Consider the following 19633-nt stretch of genomic DNA (forward strand, 5'->3'; position numbering starts at 1 on the left):
CCTATTCCAGCGTCAACGTCGGTCCGTTCACCCGCAGCCACTCTTTACGTTCCTCGTAATCCGGCAATATCCCTCGAACCAGTCGCCAGAAGTCGGCGGAATGGTCGGGGACTTTCATATGAGCCAGTTCATGGACAAGTACATAGTCGATGACCCGCGCAGGGGCCATCACGAGCCGCCAGTTGATCAAGATATCGCCGGTTTTCGTGCAGGAGCCCCAGCGCATTTTTTGTTCTTTCAGCGTAAGCCCTGTTGGCTGGACGCCGAGCAATTTGGCGAAACGGATCAGCCGTTCCTTCAGTTTCACCGATCCGAATGAAATGTACCACTCCTGGAAAGCATTTCGCAGCCATTTGCGGCGAGTTTGCTTGTCCCAGTGTTGCGGTATCGTGGCAATGAAGGCGTTCTGACGGAAAGTAAAGTCCGGTTGCTCTATATCGCGCCCTGTAAGCACTTTCAACCGATACTGGCGCCCGATATACGGGAACTTCTCGCCGCTTACGAACTCCTTCGGGACAGGAGGGCTGGCGATTTCGTTCAATTCGCTCCACTTCTTAATGATCCAAGGCGCCTTCTTGCGTAGAACAGGCGTCAACTGTTCCGGTGTAACATGGATCGGTGCAGTTACGGTGATGCCTTCCATCCACTCGACCGAGATCTTCACGTCGTCGGCTGCTTCGGTCGTGATGAGGTCGTAATCAAATGTTGAGTTGCCGTATGTAAAGAAGGGCATGGCTCCTCCTTCAGGGGAACGTTTGTTTGATCTATTATACCATTTATACGTTACGATCATAAGGGCGGTGGGCATGTTGAGAATATGGCAAATTGCGGCAGGTGATGGGGCCCGCGACTATTCGAAGGTGTTTTTGGAACATGACATCATGTTCATGAGCCCTGGCAGTTTTGGTCCAATTGGCGAGAACAAGGATCGCTATTACGCAAACAATGTATCAAAAGAAATGGTACAGCAGATTGCAAATTTTTGTTCAGAACCTAAAACAGGAGATTACGTGTTACTTCGAACCGGAAAACGTGTCCTAGCCATCGGTCGAATTCCTGATCACCCGGACGACCAATACTTTTGGTCCGACGCTTTTGGCGACGTACTTGGTTGGGATTCACAGCATTGTAGACGGGTTCAGTGGGAGACCGGTTTGATCAATCACTTGGACTCGGAACAAACCGCGTTGAAACCACTCTTTGCCAATTACAAGCAGCAAAGAACGATCACGATGGTTCATGAGGATCGTATCAGTAAGTTACTTCAGGGGGTCTCTTTTCCAAAACGTTCATTGAGGCCTCTCCCAACTGTGGATTCGAAAGAATTATCCTCTCGGGAACTGGGCGAGGAATTATTCGCAGCCGGTTTGGCGAATGACTCGGTCGAACGAGTGGTTCAGACGATGGAGCGGATACGGCGTTTATCAAAGTGGTATGAGAAACAAGCCGATCGGAAACGACCGTCGGAGCATGAAATTGTGGCTCATATGATTGCCCCTCTCATGCTTGGCCTCGGATGGTCAGAGCAACTCATGCCGATCGAATGGAACCGGACAGATATTGCTTTCTTCAACCGTCCGCCATCCTCGGAGAAAGACTATCAGAACTGTGTGATGATATGCGAATGCAAAGGCAGCGGGTCAGCCCTTGAGCCTGCTTATGTGCAAGCCAAGAACTATATCGATAAATTGCCGCTTCCAAACTGCACCCGGATCATTACAACGGATGGCTGCAGGTTGTTTATGTACAAGCGTCCCGGAGATCATTGGCCCGAGGAACTGGATCCGATTGGATATGTGAATCTATCATCCATTCGGAGAGAAAATATTTATCCATTCGGCACGTCAGGGGTGAAGACTCTGATTGAGTTGATCCCTTGGAATGTAATGCAGTGATCTTGGGAATTACATGTCTCCCAAAGGAGTTTGAAGAGATGTCGGGAACAGCAGACCTGGACTTTGAGTTGAAGATGTGCGGAAAGAAGGTATACGTCACTTACTTTGAACTCTGGGACAAGCCAGGGTTTAACGACAGACCGGTTAGAGAGCAGATGAGACAGACCGGAAAAGACGAGGGCGGCATCAGAATGTGCATTCAAGCGGCCCGCAGAATTGCGGAGAGCGGGCTTCAACGTGAAGCGTTAAAGGTTATAGCCAATTCTCCGCGTGTTGACCCGGCTGCACGAGACAAGGCGAGGGTTTTACTTCGAAGTTGAGGGTGTTCCATTGGAAGATTATGCGTTGAATTGGATGGGGGGATGAAATTGTCCTACGTCGAATGGATTCAAACGGAGTTCTTCGCCGGCTATCCGTTTGGGTACTACAAGTTGCGTTTTCTCCCGGATGGTACAGTCGAGTATCAATGTGATGGGGAAGACTTGCCATTTGCTTTACCGAACGGCAATCGCTGGGTCGCTTCCCAACGGGTCTTCCAGAACCTCGCGAAGGTCATTCTCTCCCGCCCGTGGGAGCAAGAACCGGATCCCCGTCTGGATGCCGGTATGGTCTGCGACGGTTGGACGGATACGCTCACCTGTTCAGTCAATGGTGTAACCGAGGTGAATTCCTTTGTCATAGCCGAGGGGCCGGCGAGCCTGCTCAAGGTGATGGCCCGAATCCAACAGTTGGCGAAGGAAGAGGAAAAAGTTTGCAAATAATACGAGAGACGTAGAGAACCTCACACGACTTTACTTACATTTCGCGAGGGGTTCGGGTATCTCTGATAACGGAGAGATAAACTCGCATGAATCTTTTCAACCACTATAAGCAACGCGAAAATCATTGCACCAATATCCTCATGAGCCTGCTCGCCATGAACGAAGCGGCCCTGCTTTGGCCGTTTTTGGAGCAACTGATCCCGGGCGCCGCGGAACTGGATTACGGCGATGTTCGCTTCCTGCTGTTTGCCGAGCACCCGCCAGCCGAAACGAAACCGTTCGAGGTTATTGTCGGCGTCGCCCCTTTCCCCCGGAAGGAAACAGAGGATACGGCCCCGAATCCTGGCTCGATTCCCGACGCATGGATTGTAGGTGAGAATTTTACGCTTCTATTTGAGTTCAAGGTTACTGGCACGCTGAACGCTGCACAGTTTGCGGCACACCGTGTGAAACTATCGCCAAACGCGCGGGAAATCGAAGTCACCTGGAAACAGGTGGGCGAAGCGCTACGCAGGCTGCCAGCGAGAGGAACAGAGAAGTGGCTGATTGAGCAGTTCTGTGAGGTCATCGCGGAACTGGAGTCGCCGCGGCCAGCCTCGCGAATGCCGAAGCAGGTGATTAGCGGACGAAAGGCGAGATTGGACGAGCCATACTTCATAATTACCGGCAATAAGCGAATGGGCGTTTATACGGTTGATGTGGTGCAACCTAATGCCCCGGTGCATCGCTTGTTTGCAAACGGTAATGGCATACAATCGAGCCGCCGGTGGATCCAGCAGTTTATTCATGGGAGCGAGGAGCCGGAATCATACATGGTCGAAGAGGATACCGTGATTGATTGCTGTGTGGATCCGGACCGCGAGAAGCCTGCGTGGAACCGGTGGCGACTGGGCACTTATTGATATCGTTATCCAAGGGAGGAACGTTGTGAGATACGAAGATCTGATGGATATAACCGATATCTTTTTTCTCGGCCTGACGGAGCCGTCGGTGAATTCATTACGGTTGTTCTTTAGCAGAAGCAAAGCGGGTAACACTCCTGAACCACTCATGGTCGGAGGTAGGAATCTTGGGGACAGTTATTCGATCAACATCGATGCTGATTCACCTGTCATTCAAATTGACTTCGAGCATTATATCGATTACTCGATCCGAAACGAATCATTTACGGTCTGGGACGATTACGAGATTTTCACGGGGAAAATCTTTCGCGTTTATACGAAGTCGAGATATTTGGATTACATCGGTACCGGCACAATTGCTTCCGATGACTATCCCGGGCCGTTCAAACATTACGGCATGTCCTGCCTAGACCATATCGTGGATGTCATCTCAACCGATGAGCCGATAATCCGGGAAGTAGAACGATAAGGGAGCACTAAAACACTGTAGACTTCGCCAACGGAAATAAAGTGAAAAAGTCGGGGGGATTAAGCGTGAGCGGGGGACAAAACGAAAAGCGTAGACATCATTACGTTCCGGTTTTTCATCTGTCCGGTTTCACAAAGAAGGGCAATCGGGAAAGCCCGCTCTTCGTTTTCAACACCGAAACGGGCAGCCAGTTTGAGAGCAAGCCGGAGCGGATTGGATTTGAAAGAAATTTATACACGGTTGACCTTCCCGACGTTCAGCCTGACGCAATCGAAGATGTCTTTGCCGATCTGGAAGATAAGACGGCCCCCGTTGTGCGAACGCTCTGTGAGACGCTTCAACTGCCGGACGGTGACGATTACAATTTCTTGATGAACTACATCGCTCTTCTTGAAGTCCGTACCCCGATAAGGCGCAGGATATTTGCTGACTTTATGGAACAGGTCGCGAAAATAACGCTGCAGGAAGTCGTGGCTACGGAAGAACGATTTGAAGGAACACGGCAACGGATGGCGGCTGACGGGCAGGAGGTCCCGAAGGTCTCGTATCAGGATTTGCGTGACTTTGCGTTCGAAGAGCGCTACACCGTTTCCTTCGATAACAATACGCATGTCCGAAACGTGCTCGATACCATGGACGCCGTGCTTCACCCGCTCGGGGCGAGGAACTGGTCGGTCATCTACAGTCCCGAAACGCTAGGCGACTTCATCTGTTCGGATCATCCGGTCAGCCTTCACTGGCTTGAAGAGAAGGAACGGGGGTTTTTCTCGTCCCCCGGGCATGGACGATTGGATACGGAAGTAACTGTTCCCCTCACCAGTCGCGTGCTGCTGCTCGGCCGGTTTCAACCCTTCATGCCGAAGAGAATTGTCCTCAAGAGCCGGCTCCACCTGGCTTATCTGAACAGTTATAGCAGTATGAATTGCGAGCGGTTTATCTTCTCAAGGAAAGAAGACTTTGTTTGGTTTTCTCGTGAGAACAAAGTTGCCGATGTAAGCGACTTCCGGCGTATAATTGCGGAAGACCGCAATCGCTCGAAGAAGCCATGATTGACTGCTGACCGCAAACCGCGTCCACAAGCACAATCGCAAAGTGATTGTCGCGAAAGACCCCCGGCTGTTAAGCATGGGTGAAGTCAGTACTCTGGCTTTGCGAGGGGAAGCCCGCAGCATTTCAGTGGCGTTCGTGATTGCTTGCTGTGTGAATCTGGACCGCGAGAAGTCGGCCTGGAATCGATGGCAATGGGGGACACAGTGAGAAAGCAATACGGAAAGTATTTGCATACAGAAATCTCATACAGGAACCCCATACATAAAACAAAATCTGAAATCGTTGGTTTTACGCGGTCATACAGTCATACAGAAATCTTTCTTGTTTGTCCTCTCTTCTCGTAAAAATACTCCTCCTCCTCCTCCTTCTCCTCCACCGATGCCAATCGGCCGCCAGGGCGGCCCCGCGCTTTGCGCGGCTAAAGTTTTGCCGGTTAATATGTGAGGAGATTCCTGTATAACTGTATGAAATGCTTAAATCCCTTGTGGGACAAGGGATTTGGCATACAGGAATCTTTTCGGGAAAGTGTACACATTCATGAATCCGGCCCGGGGCCCCGTTTCTTTTTTTGTTTTTTCTATAGAAGGAGAAGTATGATTGTGGGGAGAAGAAAAAAACTACCTGCGACGATCGATCTCCATGTAGGATTGTTTGTAACGATGTTCAAGTAAAGTGAAGGTATGCTTGATCACATAATGCCAACTTGGAATTGGTGAGATCTACATACCTTCGTTATAATAAAGGTGGTTACCGACGTCTCCGCGTGGACGACTTCCGTCGCGGAACGGAATCAGCCGCATTTCCTTCGAGGAAGTGCGGCTGATTCGACTTTTTGGGCGTATTCGAAATCAAGCCCAGTATTTCCTGGGCTCTAATTTTCACCCTCATGCCTCCGTTTGAATAGTCCCTTGCACACCGTGGGCATGATCCTCTGTAATCGTGATTCAATAATATCCGCCAATCAAAGTTGATAAAGATCGGGCAACCCCGTTTTTCCGGACATTATAGATAGGGTTAGACTTATCCACGACTTTTCGAATGCCCCCGAGTTTTTACGCAGATCCCCTCCGAAACAATACAAGCCAAGTTTGTGCTCTTCTCACATCAGTCCCCGCAGGGTACTTCAGTCGTAGCAATCCCAAGCAGGCCGCACGGTGTAGTTGATAGATCCGCTTGGTTCTGATTCTTCCCGGTAAAAACATCTATCAGCAGTTGATTTCAATTTCTGATGCCAATGCTTGATATGAAAATTATCTGTTGATATCAAGTATTGATATCAACTCGAGAGACAAACTTCATGGTTGGATCATAGGGCTGGGCTCAATATGTCCGGAAAAAAGGGGCGAGCATGACGATATGTCCGGTCGAATCTGGTGAGGCCGCGTCTAATGTCCGGGAATTTCGGGTGGCGACTCGGCATGATGAGGAACAATATCGGTATTTCGGAATGCTGCACGAATATTCAGACAAAAGTGGGAGGCTTTTTCAATGGATATGTCCGGTCGCCCGGATATGGAAGGGACATAGAACCCTATCCGACCGGACATGTCGCCCGTTTTTTCCGGACATGTGAAGCGAAGAACACACGTATCACCAGATTGCTCCGGACATTTCATGGAATTACATCATAACTTCAGATCAAGAGATTCAGTTGAAACCAGTAACAGGAAAAACCGTTGCGTTGTCGAAGAAAACAAGGGATGTCGGAAACCAGAAGGGGATTATGATGGACATATCGAGAGTCCTACAAGTTTTATCAGTGGAACGACCGATTTTCTCAAGCGAAGCCGACTTTCAGCATGCGCTTGCCTGGCAGTTGCATCTTGCAGAGCCGTCGACGAAAATTCGCTTGGAGTATCGGCCGCAGGCTACTCGTATCTATCTGGATATTGTCGTTGAATCAGAGAATAAGAGAACGGCTATCGAACTCAAGTACAAGACGCGCCGATTAGAGGCCACTGTAAACGGTGAATCATATTGGCTTGCCAATCATGGTGCGCAAGACTGCGGCAAGTATGACGTGCTCTGCGACATCGAACGGCTTGAGCATGTGGTGGACGGAGAGCAATTCCATGAGGGCTACATGATCTTCCTCACCAATGATCCGCACTATTTTGCAAGCCGTGGGGAAGGGAAACAAACAATAGACGAACAATTCCGATTGACGCAAGGACGGATCCTGACGGGAGAACTCAAATGGAGCACAGAAGCCGGCGCAGGAACGACCAGAGGGCGCGAGGAGCCTATTCGGCTATCCGGACAGTATCAAGTGAATTGGATGCCTTATAGCGGCATTGAGACACCGTATGGCGAGTTTCAGTACATGCTTGTAAATGTCTCGCCTGTCGAACGCGTAGAACGAGTCAAGAACGTTGTTCCACTGCCGGCAATACCTTCAGAATCCAAAGGTAATCACGCACCAGTTCGTTCATCTTTGGGGTCGAACGGTGCGGCGGGAATGCTCTCCGATCTTGCTTCTTTCCGTCCTGTTTTTCGCTCCCAATTTGATTTTCGAGATGCACTCGCTGCCCTGCTACAATCCCAAGGTTGGCGAGTCACGACGAATCGAGAAATGGGTGGCGGGCTGAAGACAGACATTTGGGCGGAGAAGCAGGGTGAGCATAATATTGCGATCGAGATACGTTATAAGACTTCGCTTTTGACGTGCAACGTTCAAGGTGAAACGTTCACGTTGAAAAACCAAGCGGCGCAAGACATTTCGAGATATGACTATTGGCGGGACGTAGAGAAATTGGAGCAGATCGTCGCCAGTCGGCCCGGCACCATTGGATATGCGATCCTGATCACCAATGAGCATCTGTACTGGGACAAGCCGACCAAGCATCGAAGCGTTGATACGGCTTTCTTGCTTCACGAGGGACGGATCGCTTCGGGGACCCTTGCCTGGTCTGAACACGCAGGGAAAGGCACGATGGATAACCGGGAAGAACCGATCCATCTCGAAGGGACTTACTCGATAGCGTGGCAGGATTATTCGGAGCCTTCTCAAGAGAAGAAAGGGCGCTTCAGAGCCCTTGTTTTGAGGGTTGGGGGCAAGTAAGTCGGATCGGGCACAGAGGTGTCCTTCGACTTGAAAAGAGTCGAAGGTCATTTGCTGTTTTGTTCAAAAATCGCAAGTATCGGCGATTACGCACGGTTTGGGCGCATTATAGACGGATTTCTTGTTCACATATGACCGAATGGTGTCCGCAGATATTTGTTGGATATATCGAACCCCGGTCACCTCATGTGCCAACCATTCTCGGAAGTATCTCCAGTTCGAGATATACTCCTCCAACGTCCTCTCCCGCATCCCTTCCGCCTTCTTGGATGCATAAAAGGTCTGGAACGCTTGATCCAGTAAGGTTGCTCGATCCTTATCCACAACAGGATCAGCGGCACCTCTTGTGCCTCGAATGACTTTTCGCCCACTTCGCGGATCGACCTGCATAACAAAAACCCTCCTGCACGAAAAATTGTGCGGGAGGGTTGTCATTGCCATTCAGGCCAACAGTCCGAGTTAATCCTTACAGTTCACGCATTTTTTACCCCCAAGACTGTCGGTCTTTCACCAGCACAGAGTTGGAACGGATAATCTGCGAACCCATATGGGACAAGGCTTTAGAGAAACTGGCGCGCCCGATACGATTCGAACGTACGACCTGCAGTTTAGGAAACTGTCGCTCTATCCTGCTGAGCTACGGGCGCGCGAAGCGATTCCATTATAACAAATAATCGGCCAAACGCAAAGGCAACGCATTGCCAAGCCGCCCGAATCACGGTATTTTTAACATAGCGATTGTCAAAAATGCGAAGGCAAGGCGGGTTGGCTTATGCCGGTGAATATACGCGATATCGCCAAGGCCGCGGGAGTGTCGGTCGCGACGGTATCCAAAGCGCTGAACGGCTATACGACCGTGAACGCCGCGACCCGCGAGAAGATCATGCGGCTCGTGGAAGAGATGCAGTACCATCCGAACGCGGCGGCGAGATCCCTCGTCGGGCAGCGCTCGATGACGCTAGGCGTCTTCCTGACGACGGGGCTGTCGCACCCGTTCTTCGGCAGCGTGCTCGGCGGCATCGACGAGGCGCTCAAGGCGAGGGGCTACGACCTGATCTACCTCGCGCAGGCCACGATCCGCCAGGAGTACAGCTTGGTGCGGCACTGCCGCAGCCGGAACGTGGAAGGCGTGCTCGTGTTCGGCTTGCAGGAGGCGGACATGGACTTTAGCGAGCTGATCGACTCGGGCCTGCCCGCGGTCTTCATCGACATGGAGATGAGCGGGGAGCATATCGGCATGATCTCGTCCGACAACGAGGAAGCGATCCGCAAGGCGGTCCGGCATCTGGCCGAACTGAACCACCGCAGGATCGCGTTCATCTCGGGCATTCCCGGCTCGTATTCGGGCAATCTGCGGTACGAAGGCTTCCGCCAGGGAATGGAGGAGAACGGCCTGTCGTACCCTCCCGAATATATCGCGATCAGCGACTTCACGCGCGAGGGCGGCTACGAATCGATGAAGCGGCTGCTCGCCCTGCCCGAGCCTCCGACGGCGGTCGTCTGCTGCTCGGACGTCAGCGCCGTCGGGGCGATGACCGCCGCGGCGGAGCAAGGCTTGACCGTGCCGGACGACCTCTCGGTCGTCGGCTTCGACGACGTCGAAGCGGCGCGCAGCGTGAGGCCCGCCCTGACGACCGTCCGCCAGGACATGGAGGCGATCGGCTTCCGCGCGGTCGCCCTGCTCGACGACCTCATCCGAGGCGTCGAGGTTCCGTCCAAGAGGATCATCCTTCCGACCGAATGGGTGTCCCGCGATTCCTGCGCACCGGCCAAGGACGCGGCAGGGCGGTCCTAAACGCGTTAACGGACACCAGCGCCGCTAATTCGGCAAAACCGGCCCCTTCCGAAATGTAACGGACGCCATGGCCCTTATTTTTTCTACATCAACTGAACGACGACAAGCCGGACCCTTGGGTCCGGCTTTCCGCTGCCATCCAATCCATGCGCGTCTCTCTCTATCTCTCTCTCTGCCTCTCTCTGCCTCTCTCTGCCTCTTTCTGTCTCTCTAGGTCTCTTCGCGCAACGATTCGATCAGGTTCATCTTCGACAGGCGCCGCAGCGGGCCCTGCACCGAGATAAGGCCGACGGCCAAGGCGGCGCCGCAGGCGATAAGCGCCCCACCCCACGGGAAGCGGAACGGCATCCCCTGCAGGTTCGACAGCTCGGCGAACAGGAAGTAGCTGAGCCCGGCTCCGAACAGCAGGCCCCAGAAGCTTCCGAGCACACCGTACCAGGCGCCTTCCAGCGAGGCCATCCGCTTGAGCTGCCCCATCGTCATGCCGACCGCCTGCAGCAGCCCGAACTCCCGGCGCCGCAGCAGCAGGTTCGTCTGCACGGTGTTGACGATGTTGAGGCTGCCGATTAGCCCGATGACCGCGAGGAAGCCATAGACGAAGATCCGCATCTGCAGAATGAACTGGCGTTCGTTCTTCTGCTCGGCGACATAGTCGCTGAGCCGGGCGTTCGGCAGCGAGTTCACCGTATCCTGCAGCACTTGCCGCACGGCTCCGGCGTCGGCCCCGTCCTTCAGGGCGACGTCGATTCCGGTCATCTCCGTGCTCTGCCACCCGCCGTCCGCGGTCATCACTTCGACCAGCTTGTCGAACACGGCGACAGGGGCCATCACGGCCAGATCGTGCTCCAGGTAGGTCCCATCGAACGGGGATTGCGACAGGATGCCGCCGACCGTCACTTCCCCGAACTTCGCCGGCACGGCCTCATTCTCCGGATCTCCGCTCGTTCCCGTCAGGTCAAGCTTGATTTTGTCCCCGACCTTGTAATGAACGAGATCGAGCAGAGTCCGCTTGCCGGTCTGCGGATCCTGCGGCTTGATCGCTTCCACGATAAGCACCGCGTTCTGCGCCTCCAGCTTCGCCGGATCCGCCGTGCCCGACACCAGGTACTTGGCGGCTTCCTTCAGCCGGGCCTCGTCGTACTTCCGCACGTAGGCGTAGGCCGTCCGATAATCGGCCCCGTCGAGCTTCCGAACCTCGGACGATTCCTGCCGGGTAACCTTCAAGTAGTCCTTGTTGTACAAGGAATCCGGTATCCAGGCGTACACTTCCCCCAGCGGATCGTAGTTGCCGTAGACGCCTTGGACGCCCGGCGCGGCCGCGATCCGGTCGATCTGCTCCTTGGTCAAGAAGTCGTTCTTCGGCTTGGGGGGCTGCGTCTTCCCGTCCTCGCCTACTTCCGGCGCGCTGTAGTTCTTGTAGATCGAGAAGGCGACCCGGTTCTCTTCGTTGGTATCGGCCGTCAGCGTCAGCGTCTCCTGGGTAAAATAGTGGAACACGATAAACAGGGCGACGCTGATAATAATCGAGAACGTCGTGATCCGGAACTTGCTGCGGTTGCGTCGAATGTTCTTAGCCGCCATCTTGCCGCCTACCCCGAAGCCCTGCAGCGGGGAAGGAATGCGGCCGCGCCGGATCGATTCCCGTACGATGCTGCCGGCCCCGCGGACCGCTTCCACGGGAGAGACGCGAGCGGCCTTGCGCGCGGGCAGCCAAGCGGCGAGATAGACCGAGAGCAGGCCGATCAGGACGCTTCCGCCGATGATCCAGCCGTGCCACGTCAGCTGGAAGTCCTCCATCTGGAGAACCTGGAAGCCCGCGGACAGCATAAGCCGGATGACGCCCCACAGCGCTCCCCACCCGACGAGCAGCCCGAGCGGAATGCCGATGACGGCCAGCGTCGTCGCCTCCCGGAACACGAGCGCCCGAATCTGCGACGGCGTCGCTCCCAGCGTACGAAGAAGGCCGAACTGCCGAATGCGTTCCAGAACCGAGATGTGGAAAATGTTATAAATAACCGCGGCGGTGGACAGAACGACCAGCCCGATCAGCGTTCCGAAGATGATGCCGAGCACGCGGTTGACGTCGTCGCTCGACGACTCGCCCATATAAGTCAGCACCCGGTTGTTGGGCGCGAACGCGTTTTCGCTCATTTTCCGGAATTGGTCCAGATGGTCGCTAATGTCGACGCCCGGCTTCAGCGTGACGAACAGCGCGAGCTTCCCGGTAGAGGCCGATTGGCCGCCCAGCAGCGTATACGCCGTCGATTCGGCCTCTTGCTGGCCGTACCTGGAGTTGATGACGACGCCGGTGATCGCGTACGTATGCTTGTTGCCGTCCGGGCCGGTCAGCTCCGTCTTGTCCCCGACCTTGGGAGTGCCCGGCAGGTGCGCCAGCATCCACTGCTCCACCGCCAGCTCGTCCGGATTCTGCGGCAGCCGGCCTTCCTGCAGGTGGATCGGGCCGAGCCGGAACAGCTCCGGGGAAGCCTCGGCGAGCGTCAGCTTGAACGCTCCGTCCAGCGTCGTCTCGGGACCTTCCTTGTAGACGCCGACTTCGTTCACGAGCACGTTGTTCTTCAGCTCGTCATACAGCTTCTTGTCCGCGGAAGGATAGGCGAAGTGGTACGAGCCCTGCTCGTAGATGGCCTGCCGGAGCATATTGTCGAGCATGCTCTGGCCCATCGTGCCGATCGCGCTGATGAGCGCCACCGACAGGACGATGCCGATGACCGTCAGAACGGAGCGCTTGCGCTGCTGCTTCAGATACCGCCCGGATAGCGCGACGTAGCTCTTCATGCGCCGTTCCCCCCGCGCGTGTCGCTGATCAGCCGGCCGTCCTGCATGCGCAGCACCCGGTCGGCTTCCGCGGCGACGTTCATGTCGTGGGAGATGACGACGACCGTCTGATGGTATTGCCGCACCGCGAGCTTCAGCAGCTCCAGAACCTCCCGTCCGTTGACGCTGTCGAGGTTGCCCGTCGGCTCGTCCGCGAGCACGATCGCGGGCCGGTACGCGAGGGCGCGGCCGATGGCGACGCGTTGCTGCTGGCCGCCGGACAGCTCCGACGGCAGGTGGTTGCGCCGTTCGTCGAGGCCCAGCGTGCGGATCAGATCGTTAATGTAAACTTTATCGGGCTGCCGATGGTCGAGCAGAAGAGGCAGCTGAATGTTCTCTTCGACGTTCAGCACCGGGATCAGGTTGAACGATTGGAAGATGAAGCCGATCTTCCGCCGCCGGAACACGGCGCGCTCCTTCTCCTTCAGTGCGTACAGATCCTCCCCGTCGATATGCACCGTGCCCGACGTAGGGCGATCCAATCCGCCGAGCAGGTGGAGCAGCGTGCTCTTGCCGGAGCCGCTCGATCCGACGATGGCCACGAACTCCCCTTGGGGAACGCTGAAGCTGACGTCCTTCAACGCTTCGACCATCGTGCTGTCGTGCCCGTATCGCTTCCCCAACCCGGAGGCTTCGATTACGTTCATTTCCTGTTCATCCTTCCCCTGTATGATATAGGGCAAGTATAGACCGTCAACCTTACAAGGGACGGGGCCTCAGCTTACAGTTCTGTAAGGGAAGGAGGGCGGTAGGAGGCCCGGCTGTTCGGAATCGCGATGACGAAGCGGGTTCCGCCCGACTCGCCCCGCGAAGCGGACAGGACGCCTTCGTGCCGTTCCACGATCGACTTGGCCAGCGGCAGCCCGAGGCCGACGCCGCTTCCTCCCGAGGAGGCGCTGTAGAATTTCTTGAAAATATGGGGGAGATGACGCTCCTCGATCCCTTCTCCCTCGTCGCTCACCGTCAGACGGACGAAGATCGGCGTCTGCTCGGAACGGATCCGGACCGTGCCGCCGGGCGGACTGTGCTCGATCGCGTTCTTGACCAGGTTGCCGATCGCTTCCGCGAGCCACCTCTCGTCATGGGAGAACACGATCCGCTCCCGTTCCTCGACGACGATGCGGACTTCATGCTCATCGGCCAGCCTGCGCAGCGGGTCCACGGCCTGCTCGACCGTGTCGGCCAGCGCCGAGACGGCCGGATGGAGCTCCAGGGCGTCGGCTTCCAGCCGCGCGATCTTCAGAAGCGTCAGCGTCAGCCATTCCATCCGCTCCAGCTCGCGGCGGCACGTCTCGAGGAACTCGCGGGCGTCGGACGGGCTCGTCCGCGCGTCCTGCAGCAGCTCGACGTAGATCATCAGCGAGGCGAGAGGAGTCTTGAGCTGGTGGGAGATGTCGGCGACCGTCTCCTTCAGGAAGTCCTTCTCCCGGTGCAGCTGGGAGATCGTCTCCTGCAGCCGCAGCGACAGCTCCTGCACGCCGTGCGCGAGGAGACCGAGCTCGCCTTCGCCGTAGAGGCGGTAGTCCATCGGCCGGTTCATCTTGACGGCCTTCTCCAGAGAGAGGGCCAATCTCCGGATCTCCCGGAAGGGGCGGTTGAACTCCAGGATGACGAGGACGGCAAGCGCCAGCGCGAACACGCCGATGCCGCCCAGCAGGACGGCCCGGCCCCGCGACTCGAAGGCGGAGACGACCGGCAGCAGGGCGTTGTCCAGATCGCCGTCGAGCCCGTACTTCGCGGCCAGCTCGCGCCCCCGAGCCGGCGCTTCCGGGTCGCCGTCGGCGCCGCCGGAGGCGAACAAGGCGGGCAGCTCGTCCGCCAGCTCCGGATGGGCCGCGGCCAGCTCGCCGATCAGCCGGACGTCGCGGTCCAGCCAATCCTGCTTGAGCCGGTGGGTCTCATACGCCACGTACGCCCAGGCGAGCGCGAGCGCCGCGAGCAGCGAGGCGAGACCGAGCAGCGCCAGCCGGCGAACGCCGGGATTGCGCCACAGGCGGGCGGCCCTCCGCCGGCCTTCGTTCAGCCGTTCCATCGGTATCCGGCTCCTCGCACCGTCGTGATCAGCCGGGGATCGTTCGGCACGTCCTCGATCTTCTCCCGCAGCCGGCGGATGTTGACCGCGACCGTGTTGTCGTCCAGGTACTCGCCGCCGTCCTGCCACAGGTGCTGCAGGATCTGGTCCTTCGACAGGACCGCCCGCGGGTGGCTCATCAACAGGGCGAGCAGCCGGAACTCGGTCACGCTGAGCGGGATGTCGCGGCCCTGCTTCGCGAGCCGCATCTCGGCCATGTGCAGGACGAGGTCTTCCGACTGCAGCACGGAGGGGGAGGCCGCGGCCGGACGGGCGGCCAGGTGGCGGCGAAGAACCGCCTGGATCCGGGACAGGAACTCGCGCAGCCGGAACGGCTTCGTAATGTAATCGTCTCCGCCCAGGTCCAGACCGCGAACGATGTCGATCTCGCTGTCGCTCGCGGTCAGGAAGACGACGGGCGTATCGGACGTCTGCCTCAGCCGGGCGCAGAAGTCGAACCCGTTGCCGTCCGGCAGCTGGACGTCCAGGACGATCAGATCGAACGGCCGCCGCCGCAGCGCTTCCTCGGCATCGGCGATCCGCCGGACGCCGGTGACCTCGAACCCTTCCTGGCGAAGGGTGAACTCGATGCCCCGGTGCAGGGCTTCATCGTCTTCGACAAGCAATAAATGAGGCGTCATCGGTTCTTCGACTCCTTTTCGACCCGCATCAGGCGTATGCGGAATGACCGTAGTAATAGTTCGACGGTACCAGAGATGTCGGAAATTGATGGAAATATCGCCAATTACCTCGACACTGTTCTACATCATCCCCGATGTTTTTATCCTATAATGGGATTAGATCACGGATGTTAACGCTCGGATGACAAACCCTATTCGGAAGGAGCGGCCAGAAGACCTACATGGATACCCAACTTCTTATCCATCGTCTCCAATTGTTGCAGAACAAGCTGTACGATATGGCGAACGTCCTGGGCAATCTGACCGATCCCGAGATTGTGGCAGTCAGCGAGGAGGCGGACCGTTTGATCGTGCAACTGCAGAAGCACCATATGAACGAGCACGGAAGAAAGGGACGGGAAGGCGACGCGGCGGCCGGAACCCTATTTACGGACCCGCAAGCGCCGGAAAAAGTCGGTTAACAAAGCGGCGCATTCCTCCCGAAGCACCCCGGAAGTCCACTCGGTCACATGATTGAATCTCCGGTCCTGCAATAGATCCATGAGCGTGCCCACGCAGCCGGCCTTCGGATCGCTCGTCCCGTAGACGACGCGCTCCACCCGGGATTGCAGGATGGCTCCCGCGCACATCGGGCAAGGCTCCAGCGTCACGTACAGCGTGCACCCCAGCAGGCGCCAGGCCCCGAGAGCCTCGCTGGCTTGGCGGATCGCGACCATCTCCGCGTGCGCGGTCGGATCGCGGGTCGTCTCCCGCACGTTGTAGCCGGCGCCGACGACGACGCCGTCCCGGACGACGACCGCCCCGATCGGCACTTCCCCGATCTGCTCGGCGAGCTTCGCCTGGCGTATCGCTTCTTGCATCCATGCTTCATCTTCCGACACGACGGATTCCCCTTTCTTTTTCCCGCGAACGTGCATTCGTCGTTAACATGCTGTGTACAAATCTGTGGACAAGTTTCGGTTTATCCACAGAATTGTGCACATTTTATTATAAGCTGTGGGTATAAGTAACCGGAACTTCCAAATTCAAGGCCTAATTAGGGGCCGATTGCTTAAATCTGCCGGTTGTCCAGGAGTTATCCACAATTCCGGCGCGGCTCCCCTGCGGAAGTCCCGAGATCGCCTCCAGGCGGGAATGTCGAATGCTAGGAGCCGCTCCCGGACAAGCGGAATATTCCGTAATCATTGTAACAGAGCGGAAATGAAGTTCAAATGTGCGAGGGAAGATGAATATAGATGAAGAAGGAGGGTGGACAACTTGGGAGTCCGTCCTATCGAAGAGAGAGTGCTGGAGGGGAAGCCGGGAGATGGGACCGAACGTAAGGAGCTTGTTCCGGGAGCGTCCTGGCGCGGAGCCGTCGGGCAAGACTTCGATTCGGGGCGCGGCCGCGTGCGCGGCGGGCGAACTGGCGGGGTTCGCGGCGCGGCGGCGCCAGCCCGCGGCGGCGCAGCTGGCCGAGGCGTACATTCGGCTCGGCGAACGGTACGGAGTGCGCGGCGACTTGGCGTTCTGCCAAGCGCTGTACGAGACGCGGGCGCTGGCGGACGGCCGCGTTCGCCCGATCGGGGAAGCCCGGCCGACGGACCTGTGGGGATTGCCGGGAAGAGACGGGCCGCTGTCGGAGGCTCTCGCCGAACGGCAGATTCGGCAGCTCTTCGCCTTCGCGAGCCGGGAGCCGTTCCCGGATGGCGTGCCGGCGCCGGATCCGGAGACGGACGCGGGGCTGCGGACGATCGCGAGGAAGCAGTGGAGAGGGGCCGCGCCGCATTGGGAGGATCTGAACGGCAAGTGGTCCTATCCGGGGGCGAAGTACGGCGAGGATATCGTCGCGATCTGGCGCAATCTGCTGGAGTGGGCAGGAGAACGGAAGCGGCGCGAAGAACGGAATAGACAAGCGCCGTAGAACGAGAACAAGCCCGCCGGAGAGGGCGGGCTTGCGGTTATCGGGCTCCGCCTGCGGTTCTGGGGCGGGGCGGACGTTAATTTCTTCACCACGCATTAGGCCGTGGCGGCTTGGTCCCGTTCCGTCTCTTCCTTCTCCGCCATCGCGAGGCGCTCGGTCGGGGTCAGGAATACCGAGAGCTTCTGCTGGATGGCCGTCGTGGAGACGCCGGATTGAATGGACAGCAGCCCTTCGACCATCATGAGCCGAAGCTCGACTTCGCGCTTGGACAAGCGCTTCAGCTTGTTGGAGATCGGGTGCCACAGCACGTACCCGGTGAAGATACCGAGCAGGGTCGCGACGAACGCGGCGGCGACCGCGTGGGCGAGCAGCTCCATCTCGGCCAGGTTGCCGAGGGCGGCGATCAGACCGATAACGGCGCCGAGAACCCCGAGCGTAGGAGCGTACATGCCGGCCTGGGAGAAGATGAGCGCTCCCGCCTTATGGCGTTCTTCCGTCGCCGAGATGTCCTCGAGCAGAACGTCGCGCACGAACTCCTGGTCGTTGCCGTCGATGATCATCCGCATTCCGTTCTTGAGGAACTGGTCTTCGATCTCCTCGACTCTCGCTTCGAGGGCGAGAAGGCCTTCGCGGCGGGTGATGGACGCCCATTCCATGAACAGGGCGATGACTTCCTTCTTGGAGATGAGCTTCTGCTCGACGAAGATCAGCTTGAACAGCTTCGGGACCCTGGCGATCTCGCTCATCGGGAACGCCATGAACACCGAAGCGCACGTGCCGACGAGGATGATGACGTAGGCCGCCGGGTTGTTGATGAGGGAGACGAGCGGGGCGCCTTTGAGGATCATACCCACAACCAGGGCGGCAAACCCCAATATTAGACCGATAATCGTTGAATTCTTCATTCGTACACCCCAGCTTGAGAGTAATGATTGGCGCGGCCGGACGGACGTTCGCCGACACTATTACTAGCTTTATCGACAGGTTCGAGCGAAAGGTTTAGAGATGATGGCCGTATTTTTCGCAAAAAAGCCCTTGGGCGGAGAGAGGGACGAAGCATGGACGGGAAGAAGCGGTTGACGGAAGAGGAGCTGGCGGAAGGGCTGCGGGCGCTTCCGGGATGGACGGTCGAGGAGGGGAAGCGCATCGTCAAGAAGTACCTGTTCCCGACGTTCCCGGATGCGATCCGGTTCGTCGACCGGGTGGCCGAGCTGGCGGAGGAGCATAATCACCACCCTTTTATCGCGATCGATTACCGGAAGGTTACGCTGCGGCTCACCACTTGGCGCGCGGGAGGGCTCACGGCGCTCGACCTGGCTTCCGCGGAGGCTTACGATCGGCTGGCTCCGTAACGGGGATCGGCGCGCCGCCGGCCGAAACCATCCATACTTCCGGACGTAGATAAGCATAATAAGGATAAGGAGGCTGGGTTAAGCATGAATTGTCCGGTATGTCACGATACGAGAATGAGGGAAGTCGAGAAGAACGGCGTTCTGATCGACATCTGCCCGAGCTGCAAGGGAGTCTGGCTGGACCGCGGGGAGCTGGATAAGCTGATGACGGAAGTCCGCGAGGTGCGGGACGATTACAACCGGTGGTACTACGACGACGATGACGACAAGCACCGGCGGCCGCCTTCGTATCCGAACGATTCGCACCGGCCGTCCTACGATTCCCACCAATACGGCGGGCACGGACACGGGGGCTACAAGCACAAGAAGAAGAAAAGCGTCATGGACATGTTCGGCGATCTGTTCGACTGACGGCTCGCGAACGCAAGAGACCGCCCGCGGGGGCGGTCTTATTGCTTCACCATGCACAGAATCGAGACGATGCCGTGGGAGGCTCTCCGGTCGTACCGGTCGGTCGCGGCGAAGCCGGCCCGCTCGTAGGCGCGGATCGCCCGCTTGTTCCACGTCTCGACCTCCAGATCGATCTCGGCGTCCGGGGCCCTGCGCTCCGCTTCCGCGGCGACCGCTCCGATGAAGGCGGGTCCCCAGCCCCGATCGCAGCAGTCCGGACGCAGCCCGACGCCGAGCCGCACGACCCCGACCATCGGGAAGAACTGCGCGTACCCGACCAGGCGCCCTTCTTCGTCGCGCACCGATGCGTACTGCTCCCGCCTGATGCGGGGATCGCCGAATTCCCGTTCCTCGGCCTTCATCCGCTCCCAGGACGGCCATTGGTACGAGTCGTAAGGCGGCGGGTACCGCCAAGCGCAGATCTCCTCCGCGTCCTCTTCCGTCATAG

21 protein-coding genes and 1 tRNA gene are annotated in these 19633 nt (G+C 57.4%); 12 read left to right on the forward strand and 10 right to left on the reverse strand.

Translation table 11 applies throughout. From position 1 onward, the window contains the following. Position 1: 1 nt before the first annotated feature. A complete protein-coding gene (locus H7B90_RS06455) occupies positions 2-733 on the reverse strand; it encodes a M48 family metallopeptidase (RefSeq protein WP_185135043.1) in 732 nt (243 codons plus the stop codon). Positions 734-806: 73 nt separating this feature from the next. Between H7B90_RS06455 and H7B90_RS06460 the strand changes: the two genes are divergently transcribed. From H7B90_RS06460 to H7B90_RS06490, 7 genes are all read left to right on the forward strand, one after another. After that, on the forward strand, positions 807-1895 hold the full coding sequence (locus tag H7B90_RS06460) for a hypothetical protein (RefSeq protein ID WP_185135044.1): 1089 nt from the start codon (positions 807-809) through the stop codon (positions 1893-1895). 38 nt (positions 1896-1933) lie between these two features. After that, positions 1934-2215, forward strand: coding sequence for a hypothetical protein (locus H7B90_RS06465; protein WP_185135045.1), 282 nt, complete (start codon positions 1934-1936; stop codon positions 2213-2215). A gap of 48 nt (positions 2216-2263) precedes the next feature. Beyond that, a complete protein-coding gene (locus H7B90_RS06470) occupies positions 2264-2656 on the forward strand; it encodes a hypothetical protein (protein WP_185135046.1) in 393 nt (130 codons plus the stop codon). Between the two features lie 86 nt (positions 2657-2742). Further along, positions 2743-3558 (forward strand): hypothetical protein, encoded by an 816-nt coding sequence (locus H7B90_RS06475; RefSeq protein WP_185135047.1) that lies wholly within the window; start codon positions 2743-2745, stop codon positions 3556-3558. 25 nt (positions 3559-3583) lie between these two features. Next, positions 3584-4027, forward strand: a complete 444-nt coding sequence (locus tag H7B90_RS06480) for a hypothetical protein (protein WP_185135048.1) — start codon at positions 3584-3586, stop codon at positions 4025-4027. A gap of 65 nt (positions 4028-4092) precedes the next feature. Further along, complete coding sequence (locus H7B90_RS06485; RefSeq protein ID WP_185135049.1) at positions 4093-5076, forward strand: DUF4238 domain-containing protein; 984 nt, start codon at positions 4093-4095, stop codon at positions 5074-5076. A 1652-nt stretch (positions 5077-6728) separates the two neighbouring features. Continuing rightward, on the forward strand, positions 6729-8138 hold the full coding sequence (locus H7B90_RS06490) for a hypothetical protein (RefSeq protein ID WP_185135050.1): 1410 nt from the start codon (positions 6729-6731) through the stop codon (positions 8136-8138). Positions 8139-8201: 63 nt separating this feature from the next. On the opposite strand, the gene H7B90_RS06495 is transcribed toward H7B90_RS06490, so the two are convergent. Both H7B90_RS06495 and H7B90_RS06500 read right to left on the reverse strand, forming a co-directional pair. Continuing rightward, positions 8202-8528 (reverse strand): hypothetical protein, encoded by a 327-nt coding sequence (locus H7B90_RS06495; protein WP_185135051.1) that lies wholly within the window; start codon positions 8526-8528, stop codon positions 8202-8204. A 180-nt stretch (positions 8529-8708) separates the two neighbouring features. Then, positions 8709-8785 (reverse strand) — tRNA-Arg (locus H7B90_RS06500). Positions 8786-8910: 125 nt separating this feature from the next. Between H7B90_RS06500 and H7B90_RS06505 the strand changes: the two genes are divergently transcribed. Next, the gene (locus H7B90_RS06505; RefSeq protein ID WP_185135052.1) at positions 8911-9933 is read left to right on the forward strand and encodes a LacI family DNA-binding transcriptional regulator; all 1023 of its coding nucleotides are present in this window, start codon (positions 8911-8913) and stop codon (positions 9931-9933) included. Positions 9934-10143: 210 nt separating this feature from the next. On the opposite strand, the gene H7B90_RS06510 is transcribed toward H7B90_RS06505, so the two are convergent. The 4 genes from H7B90_RS06510 to H7B90_RS06525 all read right to left on the reverse strand — a co-directional run bounded on the left by H7B90_RS06510 (position 10144) and on the right by H7B90_RS06525 (position 15480). Then, a complete protein-coding gene (locus tag H7B90_RS06510) occupies positions 10144-12729 on the reverse strand; it encodes an FtsX-like permease family protein (RefSeq protein WP_185135053.1) in 2586 nt (861 codons plus the stop codon). Beyond that, complete coding sequence (locus H7B90_RS06515; protein ID WP_185135054.1) at positions 12726-13415, reverse strand: ABC transporter ATP-binding protein; 690 nt, start codon at positions 13413-13415, stop codon at positions 12726-12728. The genes H7B90_RS06510 and H7B90_RS06515 overlap by 4 nt, the downstream gene beginning before the upstream one ends. 74 nt (positions 13416-13489) lie before the next feature. Then, positions 13490-14800, reverse strand: coding sequence for a sensor histidine kinase (locus H7B90_RS06520; protein WP_185135055.1), 1311 nt, complete (start codon positions 14798-14800; stop codon positions 13490-13492). After that, positions 14788-15480: a response regulator transcription factor gene (locus H7B90_RS06525; protein WP_185135056.1), complete on the reverse strand. Its 693-nt coding sequence runs from the start codon at positions 15478-15480 to the stop codon at positions 14788-14790. Before H7B90_RS06525 ends, H7B90_RS06520 begins: the two co-directional genes overlap by 13 nt. 221 nt (positions 15481-15701) lie before the next feature. Between H7B90_RS06525 and H7B90_RS06530 the strand changes: the two genes are divergently transcribed. After that, positions 15702-15941, forward strand: a complete 240-nt coding sequence (locus H7B90_RS06530; RefSeq protein ID WP_185135057.1) for an aspartyl-phosphate phosphatase Spo0E family protein — start codon at positions 15702-15704, stop codon at positions 15939-15941. On the opposite strand, the gene tadA is transcribed toward H7B90_RS06530, so the two are convergent. Beyond that, positions 15903-16361 carry a tRNA adenosine(34) deaminase TadA gene (gene tadA / locus H7B90_RS06535; RefSeq protein WP_373315988.1) on the reverse strand — a complete coding sequence of 153 codons (459 nt, stop codon included), beginning with the start codon at positions 16359-16361 and terminating at the stop codon, positions 15903-15905. The genes H7B90_RS06530 and tadA overlap by 39 nt on opposite strands. 425 nt (positions 16362-16786) lie before the next feature. Between tadA and H7B90_RS06540 the strand changes: the two genes are divergently transcribed. Beyond that, positions 16787-17383, forward strand: a complete 597-nt coding sequence (locus H7B90_RS06540) for a glucosaminidase domain-containing protein (RefSeq protein ID WP_185135059.1) — start codon at positions 16787-16789, stop codon at positions 17381-17383. A gap of 95 nt (positions 17384-17478) precedes the next feature. Here the strand turns inward: H7B90_RS06540 and motA are convergent, their stop codons facing one another. Beyond that, positions 17479-18288, reverse strand: coding sequence for a flagellar motor stator protein MotA (gene motA / locus H7B90_RS06545; protein ID WP_185135060.1), 810 nt, complete (start codon positions 18286-18288; stop codon positions 17479-17481). Between the two features lie 153 nt (positions 18289-18441). Between motA and H7B90_RS06550 the strand changes: the two genes are divergently transcribed. Then, on the forward strand, positions 18442-18735 hold the full coding sequence (locus H7B90_RS06550; RefSeq protein ID WP_185135061.1) for a 4a-hydroxytetrahydrobiopterin dehydratase: 294 nt from the start codon (positions 18442-18444) through the stop codon (positions 18733-18735). An 84-nt stretch (positions 18736-18819) separates the two neighbouring features. Further along, entirely contained in the window at positions 18820-19146 is a 327-nt protein-coding gene (locus H7B90_RS06555) for a TFIIB-type zinc ribbon-containing protein (RefSeq protein WP_185135062.1), read from the forward strand. Positions 19147-19184: 38 nt separating this feature from the next. Here H7B90_RS06555 and H7B90_RS06560 read toward each other — a convergent pair whose 3' ends face one another. After that, positions 19185-19631 carry a GNAT family N-acetyltransferase gene (locus H7B90_RS06560; RefSeq protein ID WP_185135115.1) on the reverse strand — a complete coding sequence of 149 codons (447 nt, stop codon included), beginning with the start codon at positions 19629-19631 and terminating at the stop codon, positions 19185-19187. Positions 19632-19633 lie beyond the last annotated feature (2 nt).

The sequence above is a fragment of the Cohnella xylanilytica genome, assembly GCF_014212175.1.
GTDB lineage: Bacteria > Bacillota > Bacilli > Paenibacillales > Paenibacillaceae > Cohnella > Cohnella xylanilytica.

Coding starts and splice junctions, on each gene's coding strand:
- H7B90_RS06560 (WP_185135115.1), bottom strand. CDS start 19,631: ATGACGGAAGAGGACGCGGAGGAGATCTGCGCTTGGCGGTACCCGCCG.
- H7B90_RS06460 (WP_185135044.1), top strand. CDS start 807: ATGTTGAGAATATGGCAAATTGCGGCAGGTGATGGGGCCCGCGACTAT.
- H7B90_RS06520 (WP_185135055.1), bottom strand. CDS start 14,800: ATGGAACGGCTGAACGAAGGCCGGCGGAGGGCCGCCCGCCTGTGGCGC.
- H7B90_RS06550 (WP_185135061.1), top strand. CDS start 18,442: ATGGACGGGAAGAAGCGGTTGACGGAAGAGGAGCTGGCGGAAGGGCTG.
- H7B90_RS06540 (WP_185135059.1), top strand. CDS start 16,787: ATGGGACCGAACGTAAGGAGCTTGTTCCGGGAGCGTCCTGGCGCGGAG.
- H7B90_RS06530 (WP_185135057.1), top strand. CDS start 15,702: ATGGATACCCAACTTCTTATCCATCGTCTCCAATTGTTGCAGAACAAG.
- H7B90_RS06510 (WP_185135053.1), bottom strand. CDS start 12,729: ATGAAGAGCTACGTCGCGCTATCCGGGCGGTATCTGAAGCAGCAGCGC.
- H7B90_RS06515 (WP_185135054.1), bottom strand. CDS start 13,415: ATGAACGTAATCGAAGCCTCCGGGTTGGGGAAGCGATACGGGCACGAC.
- H7B90_RS06505 (WP_185135052.1), top strand. CDS start 8,911: ATGCCGGTGAATATACGCGATATCGCCAAGGCCGCGGGAGTGTCGGTC.
- motA (WP_185135060.1), bottom strand. CDS start 18,288: ATGAAGAATTCAACGATTATCGGTCTAATATTGGGGTTTGCCGCCCTG.
- H7B90_RS06555 (WP_185135062.1), top strand. CDS start 18,820: ATGAATTGTCCGGTATGTCACGATACGAGAATGAGGGAAGTCGAGAAG.
- H7B90_RS06455 (WP_185135043.1), bottom strand. CDS start 733: ATGCCCTTCTTTACATACGGCAACTCAACATTTGATTACGACCTCATC.
- H7B90_RS06525 (WP_185135056.1), bottom strand. CDS start 15,480: ATGACGCCTCATTTATTGCTTGTCGAAGACGATGAAGCCCTGCACCGG.
- H7B90_RS06475 (WP_185135047.1), top strand. CDS start 2,743: ATGAATCTTTTCAACCACTATAAGCAACGCGAAAATCATTGCACCAAT.
- H7B90_RS06465 (WP_185135045.1), top strand. CDS start 1,934: ATGTCGGGAACAGCAGACCTGGACTTTGAGTTGAAGATGTGCGGAAAG.
- H7B90_RS06495 (WP_185135051.1), bottom strand. CDS start 8,528: ATGCAGGTCGATCCGCGAAGTGGGCGAAAAGTCATTCGAGGCACAAGA.